Origin of the sequence: Streptomyces noursei ATCC 11455, assembly GCF_001704275.1 — a bacterium.
Lineage (GTDB): Bacteria > Actinomycetota > Actinomycetes > Streptomycetales > Streptomycetaceae > Streptomyces > Streptomyces noursei.
Map to the genome: position 1 here is coordinate 4,453,444 of NZ_CP011533.1, position 13,096 is coordinate 4,466,539.

9 protein-coding genes are annotated in these 13,096 nt (G+C 72.7%); 4 read left to right on the forward strand and 5 right to left on the reverse strand.

Features of this window, described 5'->3' with window-relative positions; translation table 11 throughout:
- Positions 1-3 precede the first annotated feature (3 nt).
- From SNOUR_RS18680 to ssd, 3 genes are all read right to left on the reverse strand, one after another.
- The gene (locus tag SNOUR_RS18680) at positions 4-936 is read right to left on the reverse strand and encodes a type II secretion system F family protein (protein WP_312632741.1); all 933 of its coding nucleotides are present in this window, start codon (positions 934-936) and stop codon (positions 4-6) included.
- Positions 930-2,087, reverse strand: a complete 1,158-nt coding sequence (locus SNOUR_RS18685; RefSeq protein ID WP_067348577.1) for a TadA family conjugal transfer-associated ATPase — start codon at positions 2,085-2,087, stop codon at positions 930-932. The genes SNOUR_RS18680 and SNOUR_RS18685 overlap by 7 nt, the downstream gene beginning before the upstream one ends.
- Before the next feature lie 187 nt (positions 2,088-2,274).
- Positions 2,275-3,465, reverse strand: a complete 1,191-nt coding sequence (gene ssd, locus SNOUR_RS18690) for a septum site-determining protein Ssd (RefSeq protein WP_312632743.1) — start codon at positions 3,463-3,465, stop codon at positions 2,275-2,277.
- A gap of 457 nt (positions 3,466-3,922) precedes the next feature.
- Here ssd and SNOUR_RS18695 point away from each other — a divergent pair, with 457 nt between their 5' ends.
- Entirely contained in the window at positions 3,923-4,855 is a 933-nt protein-coding gene (locus tag SNOUR_RS18695) for an HAD family hydrolase (RefSeq protein ID WP_039634271.1), read from the forward strand.
- A gap of 266 nt (positions 4,856-5,121) precedes the next feature.
- On the opposite strand, the gene SNOUR_RS18700 is transcribed toward SNOUR_RS18695, so the two are convergent.
- Positions 5,122-5,979 (reverse strand): Fic family protein, encoded by an 858-nt coding sequence (locus SNOUR_RS18700; RefSeq protein ID WP_067348580.1) that lies wholly within the window; start codon positions 5,977-5,979, stop codon positions 5,122-5,124.
- Positions 5,980-6,079: 100 nt separating this feature from the next.
- Here SNOUR_RS18700 and SNOUR_RS18705 point away from each other — a divergent pair, with 100 nt between their 5' ends.
- Positions 6,080-7,066, forward strand: coding sequence for an ATP-binding protein (locus SNOUR_RS18705; protein ID WP_067348581.1), 987 nt, complete (start codon positions 6,080-6,082; stop codon positions 7,064-7,066).
- On the opposite strand, the gene SNOUR_RS18710 is transcribed toward SNOUR_RS18705, so the two are convergent.
- Positions 7,047-8,318: a polysaccharide deacetylase family protein gene (locus SNOUR_RS18710; RefSeq protein WP_067348584.1), complete on the reverse strand. Its 1,272-nt coding sequence runs from the start codon at positions 8,316-8,318 to the stop codon at positions 7,047-7,049. The two genes, SNOUR_RS18705 and SNOUR_RS18710, sit on opposite strands and share 20 nt — an antisense overlap.
- Positions 8,319-8,637: 319 nt before the next feature.
- Between SNOUR_RS18710 and SNOUR_RS18715 the strand changes: the two genes are divergently transcribed.
- Both SNOUR_RS18715 and acs read left to right on the forward strand, forming a co-directional pair.
- Complete coding sequence (locus SNOUR_RS18715) at positions 8,638-10,956, forward strand: SulP family inorganic anion transporter (protein ID WP_067348585.1); 2,319 nt, start codon at positions 8,638-8,640, stop codon at positions 10,954-10,956.
- 148 nt (positions 10,957-11,104) lie between these two features.
- Positions 11,105-13,069, forward strand: a complete 1,965-nt coding sequence (gene acs, locus SNOUR_RS18720) for an acetate--CoA ligase (protein WP_067358487.1) — start codon at positions 11,105-11,107, stop codon at positions 13,067-13,069.
- Positions 13,070-13,096: the final 27 nt, after the last annotated feature.

Here is a 13,096-nt window from a genome sequence, read left to right on the forward strand (position 1 = left end):
CCCTCACTTCCGCTCCGCCGACGCCTCGGCGACGATCCGGGCCGTCCAGGCCACCCCGCCCCACTCCAGTAGTCCGCCGGCGGCCAGGCACCCCCAGCCGGCCGGGGTGTGCAGCAGCACCCCGAGGGGATCGGCACCGAGCGCACCGCCCATCAGGAGCCCGCCCGCCGGCAGCAGGGCGAGCATCAGGGCGGTGGCCCGCGGCCCGGCCAACTGGGCTTGTAGCTCCTCCCGTTGGTCGCGCTGCGCGGCGAGCCCGGACGCGATCCGCTCCAGCCCGCGGGCCAGCCCCGCACCGCCCTCCAGGGCCACCTGCCAGCACGCCGCCGCCCCGGCGAGCCCCTCGGCGCCGGGCTGCCGCGCCGCCGCCCGCAGCGCCCCGGGGACGTCCCCGCCGTACCGCGCCGCCGCCAGCACCGCAGGCCCCGTCTCCCCCAGCCCCGACGCCCCGGCCACGACCAGGGCCCGATCCGGCTGCCGGCCGGCCCGCAGTTCCGCCGCCACCGCCCCGCAGAACCCGATCACCGCCGCCGCCCGCCGGTCCGCCGTACGCTGCCGCGCCCGCGCCGCCAGCCACCGCTGTACGACGACCAGCGCCACCACGGAACCCAGCACCGGCACCATCGACCGCCCCAGCACCCCCAGCGCGACCCCGACCGGCACGCACCAGACCTCCGCGCCGACCTCACGCCGGTGCCCCAGCCGCCACCGCCGGCCACCTTCGCCGTCGACCGCGCGCCCGGCACACCACTTCCGCAGCGCCGCACCGCGCCCCCGCTCCGGCCGTCCCGCCGCGACGGACACCGCGCCGGCGTCCCCCAGGAGCGCCGCCATCCGCCGCCGCAGGGCGCGACCACGCCGCAGCCGCCGCGCCAGCACCGCCGCACATCCCACCGCGGCCGGCACCGCCACCGGCCCCACCGCGTCCCTCAGCACCCCTCGCCACCCCTCTCGCACAGCCGCGCCAACCGCCCCCAGCCACGGGCCTCCTGGAACCCCTCCGGGCTCCAGATCGCCGCCGGGACGGTCACCACGAAGCCGTCCCGGTCCCGCTCCAGGACGTGGATCTCGGCGATCCGACGCCGCCCGGCCCGGTCGCGCACGAGGTGCAGCACGACGGACAACCCGGCCGCCAACTGGCTGTGCAGGGCCGCGCGATCCAGCCCCGCGGTGCACCCCAGCGCCTCCAGACGGGCCGGCACATCGCACGCGGCATTGGCATGGACCGTGCAACAGCCGCCCTCATGGCCCGTGTTGAGGGCCGCCAGCAGATCGGTGACCTCGGTGCCGCGCACCTCACCGACCACCAACCGGTCCGGCCGCATCCGCAGCGCCTGCCGCACCAGGTCCCGCAGGGTCACCCGGCCGACGCCCTCCTGATTGGCGGGCCGGGTCTCCAGCCGCACCACATGGGGGTGGTCCGGCCGCAGCTCCGCCGAGTCCTCGGCCAGCACGATCCGCTCGGCCGGGCCGACCAGCCCGAGCAGCGCGCTGAGCAACGTGGTCTTGCCAGAGCCCGTACCCCCGCTGACCAGGAACGACAGTCGCGCGTCCAGCAGCGCCCGGAGCAGTCGGTCACCACCCGGCGGAACCGTCCCTGCCGCCACCAGCTCCGGAAGGGCGAAGGCACGGGGCCGCAGCACCCGTAAGGACAGGCACGTCCCGGCGACCGCCACCGGGGGCAGCACGGCGTGCAGCCGCGTGCCGTCCGGGAGCCGGGCGTCCACCCACGGCCGGGCGTCGTCCAGCCGCCGCCCGGCGACCGCCGCCAGCCGCTGGGCCAGTCTGCGGACCTCGGCCGCGTCCCGGAAGCGGATGTCGGTGCGCTCCAGTCCGCCGCCCCGGTCCACCCACACCGCGTCCGGGGCGGTCACCAGCACGTCCGTCACGTCGGGCGCGGCCAACAGCGGCTCCAGCGGGCCGCTGCCCACCATTTCCGAGCGCAACGCGCCTACCACGCCGAGCACTTCGGAGTCCCCGAGGAGGCGCCCCTCCTCGCGCAGCGCCACCGCGACCCGGGCCGGCGTCGGTTCCGCCCCGGCCTCGGCGAGCCGTCGGCGCACCACATCCAGTAGTTCCCGGCTCATCCCGCGCCACCGCCCCCGGCCGCCGCCGACCACGCGGCCCCGAAGGGCCCGACGGCACCCCCGCTCCTACGGGACCACCACCCCGCCCCGCACAGCAGTCCGTCCCACCACCAGTCCCCGAACCGCGGACCGCGCCGCCCACCGGCCGCCCGGCTCCGGGGCCGCACCACTCCCGTCTTCCGCCACCTCATTCCGGCGCACCCCCCGGCCCCGGCTCAGCCCCGCGCCCCGCGTCCACGGCGGTCACCGCGCCGGGCTCTCCTCCTCTTCCCCCTCCGCCGCCCCTGGCCCGTCCCCAGAACCCCGCGCAGAACCGCGCCAGCGGCCCCCGCGCCCGTGCACCGGGCACCCGCCCCCGCGCCAGGTCCTCCAACAGCCCCGTCTCCCACGGCAGTTCACCCGCCAACGGCAGCCCCACCAGGCGCGCGATCTCCTCGGCCGTCGGCCCGCCACCGCACCCCGGTCCGGGATGCCCGCAGGCCACCACCCGGACGTCGCGGAGCACCGCCCGCACCCCGTCGGCCACCCGGCGGGCCGCCGCCACCGCGCGCAGCTCCGCGGGAACGAGCAGCAGCCCGACGTCCACCTGCGCCAGCGCCTCGGCCACCGTCCCGTCGACCCTGCGCGGCAGGTCGACGACCACCACCCCGCCGCGCCGCCGGGCCGCGGCCAGTACCGCCCGCATGGCCGGCGGCGGGATCGCCACCTCCGCGCCCCGGTCCCAGCTCAGGACCCGTAAGGAGTGCAGCCGGGGCAGCGACTCGGCGAGCGCGCCACCCGCCACCCGGCCGCGCGACTCGGCGAAGGCGGGCCAGCGCAGCCCCTTCTCCTGCTCGCCGCCCAGCAGGACGTCGAGCCCACCGCCCAGGGGGTCGCCGTCCACGAGCAGGGTGCGCTCCCCCGTGCGGGCGGCGGTGACGGCCAGCGCGGCCGCCAGGGTGCTCGCCCCGGCGCCGCCGCGCCCGCCGATGACCCCGACCGTCAGTGCCGGCGGCCCGGCCCCCTCGACCGCGTCGGCGATCCGGTCCACCAGCCAGCGCTCGCCGTCGGGGAGGGCCAGTACCCGCTCGGCCCCGATCGCCACCGCCTGGCGCAGCACGGCGACGTCGTCGGCGTCGCGGCCGGCGATGATGACGCCCGCCCGGCGGCCGGTGGCGGACAACCGACCGGCGGCGTCCGCCCCGACGACCACCAGCGGTGCCGATTCCCACTCCTCTTTCCGCGGCGGCGGCCGGTGCGCCACATGGGGCAGCGCGCCGGCCGCCGCGCACAGCCGCAGAAGGTCGTCGAGGAGCTCTTCGTCCTCGGTGATCAGCAGCGGACCGTCCCGCTCTTCACCGCTTCGCACCAGCTGGTCGGAAGTAGATGATCCGGACACGTTCTGTCCCCCTATCGCTACGCAACTCGCGCTTCCGCGAACTTCGCGGACTTTTACGGTGCAGCGATCGGGAAATCTCTGTGGATCTTGACCCAAATCTGTGGACAACTCCGCGGCTGTGAATATCCCCGTCACCTATTCCAGCGACGGAGGGCCACTTCTGAGGCGCATGGGAAGCCTCCGCAGAGCAGCCCAACAACTACCCTGCGTGATGGCATATGCATGACAGAAGCGCACGCCGACAACGTGCGAAGAACGGCTGCATCAGGGGCCCACGGCAGAAAAAGCGTCCGGACATGCGACGACCCCCGCCGGGGGGGAGAGCGGGGGTCGTCCCCACGGCCGACTCGGGGGGGGAGGAGCCGGACCGGGTTAGCACGGTCGCGAACGATCCGTGACTTCCATGGTGTACCCGAGAGCCTTCTCAGGCAAACCCACGCGCCACACCTTACGCCGAATGGTGGGCGCCTATGCTCGCCCCGTGGAAAACCACTCCGTGCCTCACTCGACTCCCCGTACTGCCGCGTTCTTCGACTTGGACAAGACCGTCATTGCAAAGTCGAGCACGCTGACCTTCAGCAAGTCCTTCTACCAAGGCGGCCTGATCAATCGGCGGGCCGTACTGCGCACCGCGTACGCCCAGTTCGTGTTCCTCGCGGGCGGCGCCGATCACGACCAGATGGAGCGGATGCGCGAATATCTCTCGTCGCTGTGCCGCGGCTGGGACGTGGCCCAGGTCCGGGAGATCGTCGCCGAAACCCTGCACGATCTCATCGACCCGATCATTTACGACGAAGCCGCCTCGCTCATCGAGGAACACCACGCGGCCGGACGGGACGTCGTGATCGTCTCCACCTCCGGCGCCGAGGTCGTCGAGCCGATCGGTGAACTCCTGGGCGCGGACCGGGTGGTGGCCACCAGAATGGTGGTCGGCGACGACGGCCGCTTCACCGGAGAAGTGGAGTATTACGCCTACGGGCCCACCAAGGCGGAGGCCGTCCGGGAACTCGCCGCGTCCGAGGGATACGACCTCCAGCGCTGCTACGCGTACAGCGACTCGATCACCGATGTGCCGATGCTGGAAACGGTCGGCAACCCCTGCGCGGTCAATCCGGACCGGGCGCTGCGCCGCGAGGCGACCGCCCGCGGCTGGCCGGTGGTCACCTTCAGCCGACCGGTGCCGCTCAAGAAGCGGCTGCCCACCCTGGCGATGCCCTCCCGCCCGGTGATCACCGCCGTCGCCGCGGTCGGCGCGGCGGCCGCCACCGCAACCCTGGTCTGGTACGCGAGCCGCCGCAATACGGGAAAGAAACGGCTTGCCGTATTGCCCGTATTTGCGGGCAAACGTAAAGATCTGCGGGCTGGGGTTCCGCTCCTCCCCCATGAGTAGTACAAAGGACTTAACGGCCCGCGAGACCAAGGACATCCGAGAGGAACGCCTTTAACGCATCGAGGCCCACGGACCGACGCATGAATGCCGAGCACCCACGCGACGCCGACCCGTCGATTACGGGCCAGCCGCACCAGGTAAGCGGACAACGAATCCGACCTGATGGGCAAAAATCCGTGCACGCTTGGTAACTCGACAGACGTGCCAGCGGCGGTACCTCAGGGTTGGTACCGCCGCAACCCGTGTCGGGGCCGTGCGCCGCGTCGTTACGCCGCACCGCGCTGCAGCGCCTCGCAGACCGCCGTGCTCTCCCGTACACCCAGCTCGACCGCGCGCCCGCAGTGGGCGATCCACTGCGCCATGCCTTCCGGGGTGCCCGAGACGTACCCCTGGAGGGCCGCCGTGTAGGCCGCGCTCCCCTGTTCCGCGTGCCCGACCTCGGCCGGGCAGATCGCCTTCGGGTCCAGACCGCTGCCGACCAGCACGATCCGCTCCGCCGTCCGCGCGACCAGCCCGTTGTACGAGCCGAAGGGCCGCAGCGCCATCAGTTCGCCGTGCACCACCGCGGCCGTCACCAGGGCCGGCGCCGCGGTGCCCGCCAGCAGCAGCCGGGACAGCCCGTCCAACCGCCCTGCGACCTCGTCGGCGTCCGGCAACGGCAGCTCGACCAGCGGCTCGTCCACCGGCTCGGCACCCTGCCGGGGCCGCCCTACCGTCTCGTCGTCCACACCGCCGCCGGCCGCGACCAGATGGAGCCGGGCCAGCACCCGCAGCGGCGACTGCCGCCAGACGCTCAGCAGTTGGCCCGCCTCGGCGGTCAGCCGCAGCGCCGCGCCGACCGTGCGCGGCTCGCCCCCGGCACCGAAGTCGGTGCGCCGCCGGACCTCTTCCAGCGCCCAGTCCGCCCCGGAGAGCGCCGCGGAGGCCCGGGCCCCGCGCAGCGCCGCCTCGGCGGTGATCTCGGTGCTGCGGCGTCGCATGACCCGGTGCCCGTAGACCCGGTCGACGGCCTTGCGGACGGAGTCCACGGAGTCGGCGACCCCCGGGAGCGACGCCAGGGGCGCGAGCGGGTCGTTGCTCGCCTGCGGGGGTTCGGGGGGCGTCCCCCCGGAGATTCCAGCCATGAGGACGACCCTACGCACCACCAGGCCGGACCCCTCGAAGGAGTGGTCTTCTTCACGTAAACCACCCGCCGAGAGGTTTGCCACACCTAGCCTGCCGAACATGAAGATCGCTTTCGTAGGCAAGGGCGGCAGTGGCAAGACCACGCTGTCCTCCCTGTTCATCCGGCACCTCGCCGCGGCCCGGATCCCCGTCATCGCGGTGGACGCCGACATCAACCAGCACCTGGGCGTCGCGCTCGGCATGGACGAGGCGGAGGCCGCCGCACTGCCCGCGATGGGCGCTCAGCTCCCGTTGATCAAGGACTACTTGCGTGGCGACAACCCCCGCATCCCGTCCACCGAGACGATGATCAAGACCACTCCTCCCGGTGAGGGGTCGCGGCTGCTGCGGGTCTGCGAGGACAACCCGGTCTACGACGCCTGCGCGCGGGCGCTGGCCCTCGACGACGGGGCGGTGCGGCTGCTGGCCACCGGCCCGTTCACCGAGTCCGATCTGGGCGTGGCCTGCTACCACTCCAAGGTCGGCGCGGTCGAGCTGTACCTGAACCACCTCGTCGACGGCCGCAGGGAGTACGTCGTCGTCGACATGACCGCCGGATCGGACTCCTTCGCCTCCGGGATGTTCACCCGTTTCGACATGACCTTCCTGGTCGCCGAGCCGACCCGTAAGGGCATCGCGGTCTACCGCCAGTACAAGGAGTACGCGCGGGACTTCGGCGTCCCGTTGAAGGTCGTCGGAAACAAGGTCCAGGGGGCGGACGATCTGGCGTTCCTGCGTGCCGAGGTGGGCGAGGACCTGCTGGTGTGCGTCGGTCACTCGGACTGGGTGCGGGCCGTGGAGAAGGGGCGTCCGGCCCCCTTCGCCCTCCTGGAGGAGGCCAACCGCCGTGCCCTGGAGGGCCTGCACGACACCGCCGATGCCTCCTACGAGCGCCGCGACTGGGAGCGCTACACACGCCAGATGGTGCACTTCCACCTGAAGAACGCGGAGAGCTGGGGCAACGCCAAGACCGGGGCCGACCTGGCGGCCCAGGTCGACCCCGCCTTCGTGCTCTTCGAGGGGGCGGCTACCCCACAACCGGCGTGATCCGGGCGGCCGGCGCCGGACCGGATGCCTCCGGGGTATCGGAGAGGTACACCGCCCAGCCGTCCTCCGGCGCCCGGCCCACCGGCAGGTCCTGGAGCTTGGCCAGCACCTGCGGGTCCTGGACGTCCAGCCAGTCGCTCAACTGCTTGAAGCTGACACAGCGCACGCCTTCACGGGGGCAGATCTCCTTGATCGCCTCTTCGACGGCCTTCATGTAGGTGCCGCCGTTCCACGACTCGAAGTGGTCGCCGACGAACAGCGGGGCGCGATTGCCCTGGAAGGCCCGCTCGAAGGCGTCCAGGATGCCGTCGCGCATCTGCCGGCCCCAGATGGCGTGCATCGCGCGGTTGCCATGGGTGGAGCCGGACTGGTTGGCCAGGAAGTTGTAGTCCATCGAGAGCGCCTCGTAGCCCCGGCCGGGGAACGGTATCTGCTGGAGCGGGAAGTTCCACAGGCCGTCGATCTTCCGTGGCCAGATCTGCAGACCGCCCGACGAGCTGGCGTCGTAGCGGAAGCCCATCTCCTTGGCCGCGGGTATCAGATTGCGCTGCCCCTCCAGACAGGGGGCGCGCCCGCCGACCAGCTCCTTGGCGTAGTCGAACGGGAGCGGCGGCTCGTCCCTGAGGCCGGAGTTGGTCTTCCAGTTCCGGACGAACGACACGGCCTGTTCGATCTCGCTGTGCCAGTCCTCCGGCGTCCACCTGCCGACCCCGTTGCGGCCGCAGAAGTGGCCGTTGAAGTGGGTGCCTATCTCGTTGCCGTCCTCCCAGGCACCGCGCATCTGGGCCAGGGTGTCCTTGATCCCCCGGAGGTCGTTGAAGCCGATCGCCGAGGAGCCGACGGGGTGGCCGGGCGGTTCGTAGAGCTCCGCCTTCGCGCTGGGGAGCAGATAGACGCCGCTGAGGAAGTACGTCATCGTCGCGCTGTATTTCTTGCCGACGGCGCGGAAGTGGGAGAACAGCTTCTGGCCGTCCTCGCCGGCGCCGTCCCAGGAGAACACCACGAACTGCGGTGGTCGGCTGCCCGGATCGAGGCGCATGGGCCGGGGTTGGTGGGGCTGCGCCCCGGTGTACGCGGTGGAGCCGTCGCCTATGAGGCGGAGCGGGTGGGCGGCCGGACCTCCGGCGGGTTCCGCGCGCCCTTTGGTGGTGCTCTGCCACGGCCCGTCCTGGGTCGCCGCGGAGCAGCCGGCTATCGCCGCCAGTGCCACCGCCGCCGCGATGCGCACTGTCGTCTTCGATATGACTGGCATCGGCCACCTCATTCCTGGTGCACACGGCACCATGGGATAAATCAGGACGAACCTGAAGAAACTCCTATATCCATTAACAGGTGAACAAAAGAGCACGACGAAAGTCGGCTTATTCACTCGATAGATGGAATGACTGCGCCATTTGCCCCAAAAGCCTTCTCGGGGTCTTTACGCATCATTACGATTCATTTACCGATGCTTGAGAGTCACCGGCCCGTCACCCACCGCGGCGCCCGCCGGCCGGCTCGCTCCCGCCGCAGCACACCGCCGCCCCGCGATCGCGCCCGAGGCCGACCGCGCCGCCCCGGAGGAGACGGGAATGTCGCAGATCCAGAAGTCACCGCAACCGCCGACCGAGCTCCCGCCGGAGCCCCACACCCGCTCCACGGCCGCACCTCGCCGAAGGCCGGCAGCCGCGGCCTGGCGGCGGGACCTCTCCGCCTCGGCCGTGGTCTTCCTGCTGGCCGTCCCGCTGTCGCTGGGCGTTGCCCTGGCCACCGGAGCCCCGCTCCAGGCCGGGCTGGTCGCCGCGGCCGTCGGCGGGATCGTCGCCGGGCTCCTGGGCGGCGCGCCGCTCCAGGTGACCGGCGCCGCCACTGGCCTTCTGGTGGTCACCGCCGACCTCGTCCAGCGCTTCGGCTGGCGGGCCACCTGCCTGGTCACGATCCTGGCCGGGCTGGCGCAACTCGCCCTCGGGGCGCTGCGGGTGGCCCGCGCGGCGCTCGCCGTCAGCCCGGCGATCGTGCACGGCATGCTCGCCGGCATCGGCGTCACCATCGCCATCGGGCAGCTCCACGTGGTGCTCGGCGGCAGCCCCGACAGCTCGGCCGTCGACAACGCCGCCGCGCTGCCCGACCAGCTGGCGCATCCGCACGCCACCGCGCTGCTGATCGGGGCCGTCACGGTCGCCGTGCTGGCCGGCTGGCCGCGGCTGCCGGGCCGCGCCGGGCGCTGGGCGCGGCTGCTGCCGGCGCCGCTGGCCGCGGTGCTCGCCGCGACCGCGGTCGGCATGGGGGCGACGGTGCCGCGCGTCGAGCTGCCGTCCTGGCGGCTGCCCGAGCCGCCCGTGTTGCCCGACGCCTCGCTCGCCGCCCTGGTCACGGCCGTGCTGACGGTCACCCTCGTCGCCAGCATGGAGTCGCTGCTGTCCGCGGTGGCGGTGGATCGGCTGGCCGCCGAACGACCGGGGACGCCTCCGGGACGGCCCCGACTCAACCGCGAGCTGGCCGCTCAGGGCCTGGCGAACGTCGTTTCCGGCCTTCTGGGGGGCCTTCCGGTCTCCGGCGGCGCGATCCGCGGCTCGGCCAATGTGCGGGCCGGTGCGGCCACCCGCCGGGCGACCGTGCTGCACGGCGTCTGGGTGCTGCTCTGCGCGGGGCTGCTGGCCGGGGTGCTGGAGCTGATCCCGCTGGCCGCCCTGGCCGCACTGGTGATGGTCGTCGGGGTGCGGATGGTCAGCTTCGCGCACCTCAAGCACGTGCAGCGGCACCGCGAATTCCCGGTGTACGCAGCCACGCTGGGCGCCGTGGCGCTCTTCGGCGTGCTGCCCGGGGTCGTGACGGGCATCGCGGTCGGGATCTTCCTGGCGCTGCGGCGGCTGACCCACACCCGGGTCCGGGTGACGGAGGAGGCCGGCCGCCACCGGGTGTGCGTCAGCGGCCAGTTGACCTTCCTGGCGGTGCCGCGGCTGACCCGGGGCCTGGCGCAGGTGCCGCCGGGCGCCGACGCCGTCGTCGAGCTGTGCGGGTCGTTCATGGACCACGCCGCCTACGAGGCGCTGCAGTCCTGGGCGATCGCCCATCGGGCGACCGGGGGATCAGTGACCCTCGGGGGCCGCTCCGGCCGCCCGCTCGCCGAGCCGGCCAGCACGCACTCCTGCCGGCCGTGGACACCCTGGCGCAACCACCACTGCACCCGCCCCGCCCCTGACCGCACGGCGGCGCGGCACAGCGGCAGCCAACTGCTGGGCGGGGTCAGCGCGTTCCAGCGGCACACCGCCCCGCTGGTGCGCGAGGAGCTGGCCCGGCTGGCGCGGGAGGGCCAGCGCCCCACCCAGCTCTTCCTGACCTGCGCCGATTCCCGGCTGGTGACGAGCATGATCACGTCGAGCGGGCCGGGCGATCTGTTCACCGTGCGCAACGTCGGCAATCTGATGCCGCCGCCCGGCGCGGACGCCTCCTGCGACTCCGTGGGCGCCGCGGTCGAGTACGCGGTCGAGGTGCTGCGGGTCGACTCGATCACCGTCTGCGGGCACTCCGGCTGTGGCGCCATGGCGGCACTCCTCGACGCGGCCGGCTCCCCGCCGCCGTCAAACGACGCCACCCCGCTCGCCCGTTGGCTGCGGCACGGCCGCCCGAGCCTGGCCCGGATGGCGCGGATCGGGCGGTTGGGCCGGGGCGAAGTCGCCCTCGCCGAGCGGCCGGTGGCCGACGACCAGGAGCGACTGGCGCTGGTCAACGTGCGGCAGCAGCTGGACCACCTACGGGCGCACCCGTGCGTCGCCCGCCGGATGGCCGAGGGAACCCTCACCCTGCACGGCATGTACTTCCACGTCGCCGAGGCCCAGGCGTACCTGTTGGACGAGCGCAGCGGACGGTTCCGCGCGGTGCGCGCCGACGTCCCGGCGATCGGCGTCTGACCTGCGCAGGGACACCCGAACGGCCCTCCGAGGGACCAGATTCGGACAGGTCTACACCAATAGTTGTCCACAGACCTTGTCAGGGTCGGCCGCGGGCTGATGAGCTATGACCCGGGACACATCGCACGCCCTGGGATTGGGAGATGTCGTGAGCAACGAGAGCCTGGCCAACCTCTTGAAGGAGGAGCGGCGGTTCGCACCGCCCGCCGAGCTGGCCACGGACGCCAACGTCACGGCCGCCGCGTACGAACAGGCCGCGGCGGACCGGCTGGGCTTCTGGGCCGAGCAGGCCAAACGCCTGACCTGGGAGACCGAGCCGATTGAGACCCTCGACTGGTCCAACCCGCCGTTCGCGAAGTGGTTCGCCGACGGCAGACTCAACGTCGCCTACAACTGCGTGGACCGCCATGTGGAGAACGGCCTCGGCGACCGGGTCGCGATCCACTTCGAGGGCGAGCCCGGCGACAGCCGCGCGATCACCTACGCCGAGCTCCAGCGCGAGGTCTGCAGGGCCGCCAACGCCCTGACGGAGCTGGGTGTTCGGGCCGGTGACCGGGTCGCCATCTACCTGCCGATGATCCCGGAGGCGGTGATCGCCATGCTGGCCTGCGCCCGGCTCGGCGCGCCGCACTCCGTGGTCTTCGGCGGCTTCTCCGCGGACGCGCTGGCGACGCGGATCAACGACGCCGACGCCCGGGTGGTGATCACCGCCGACGGCGGCTACCGCCGCGGCAAGCCCTCCGCCCTCAAGCCGGCCGTCGACGAGGCGCTGACCAAGTCCGGCACGGAGGACGTCCGCAGCGTGCTGGTCGTCCGTCGCACCGGCCAGGACGTCGGCTGGACCGAGGGCCGGGATGTGTGGTGGCACGACCTCGTCGAGCGGCAGAGCGAGCAGCACACCCCCGAGGCGTTCGACGCCGAGCACCCGCTGTTCATCCTCTACACCTCCGGGACGACGGGTAAGCCCAAGGGCATCCTGCACACCACCGGCGGCTACCTCACCCAGGTCTCGTACACCCACCACGCGGTCTTCGACCTGAAGCCGGAGACCGACGTCTACTGGTGCACCGCCGACGTCGGCTGGGTGACGGGCCACTCCTACATCACCTACGGCCCGCTCTCCAACGGTGCCACCGAGGTGCTCTACGAGGGCACCCCGGACACCCCCCACCAGGGCCGCTGGTGGGAGATCGTCCAGAAATACGGCGTGACGATCCTGTACACCGCGCCGACCGCGATCCGCGCCTGCATGAAGTGGGGCGACGACATCCCGGCGAAGTTCGACCTGTCGTCGCTGCGCGTCCTGGGATCGGTCGGCGAGCCGATCAACCCCGAGGCGTGGATCTGGTACCGCAAGCACATCGGGGCGGACCGGGCACCGATCGTCGACACCTGGTGGCAGACCGAGACCGGCGCGATGATGCTCAGCCCGCTGCCCGGCGTCACGACGACCAAGCCCGGCTCGGCACAGCTGCCGCTGCCCGGCATCGCCGCCACGGTGGTCGACGACGACGCCAACGAGGTGCCCGACGGCGCCGGCGGCTACCTCGTCCTGACCGAGCCCTGGCCGTCGATGCTGCGCACCATCTGGGGCGACGACCAGCGCTACCTGGACACCTACTGGTCCCGCTTCGAGGGCAAGTACTTCGCCGGTGACGGCGCCAAGAAGGACGAGGACGGCGACATCTGGCTGCTGGGCCGGGTGGACGACGTGATGCTGGTCTCCGGCCACAACATCTCCACCACCGAGGTGGAGTCCGCGCTGGTCTCGCACCCGAAGGTGGCCGAGGCCGCCGTGGTGGGCGCCACCGACCCGCAGACGACCCAGGCCATCTGCGCCTTCGTCATCCTGCGCGGCGGCGCCACTGCCGAGGACGAGGGACTGGTCGACGAGCTGCGCGCCCACGTGGCCCAGCAGCTCGGCCCGATCGCCAAGCCCAAGCGGATCCTGCCGGTCGCGGAGCTGCCCAAGACCCGCTCCGGCAAGATCATGCGGCGACTGCTGCGCGACGTCGCGGAGAACCGCACCCTCGGCGATGTCACCACGCTCACCGACTCCTCCGTCATGGACCTCATCCAGTCGAAGCTGCCGAGCGCGCAGAGCGAGGACTGACGCACCGGGCGAGGCCCCGCCGCGACG

Coding starts and splice junctions, on each gene's coding strand:
- SNOUR_RS18685 (WP_067348577.1), bottom strand. CDS start 2,087: ATGAGCCGGGAACTACTGGATGTGGTGCGCCGACGGCTCGCCGAGGCC.
- SNOUR_RS18695 (WP_039634271.1), top strand. CDS start 3,923: ATGGTGGGCGCCTATGCTCGCCCCGTGGAAAACCACTCCGTGCCTCAC.
- SNOUR_RS18700 (WP_067348580.1), bottom strand. CDS start 5,979: ATGGCTGGAATCTCCGGGGGGACGCCCCCCGAACCCCCGCAGGCGAGC.
- SNOUR_RS18705 (WP_067348581.1), top strand. CDS start 6,080: ATGAAGATCGCTTTCGTAGGCAAGGGCGGCAGTGGCAAGACCACGCTG.
- SNOUR_RS18710 (WP_067348584.1), bottom strand. CDS start 8,318: ATGCCAGTCATATCGAAGACGACAGTGCGCATCGCGGCGGCGGTGGCA.
- SNOUR_RS18715 (WP_067348585.1), top strand. CDS start 8,638: ATGTCGCAGATCCAGAAGTCACCGCAACCGCCGACCGAGCTCCCGCCG.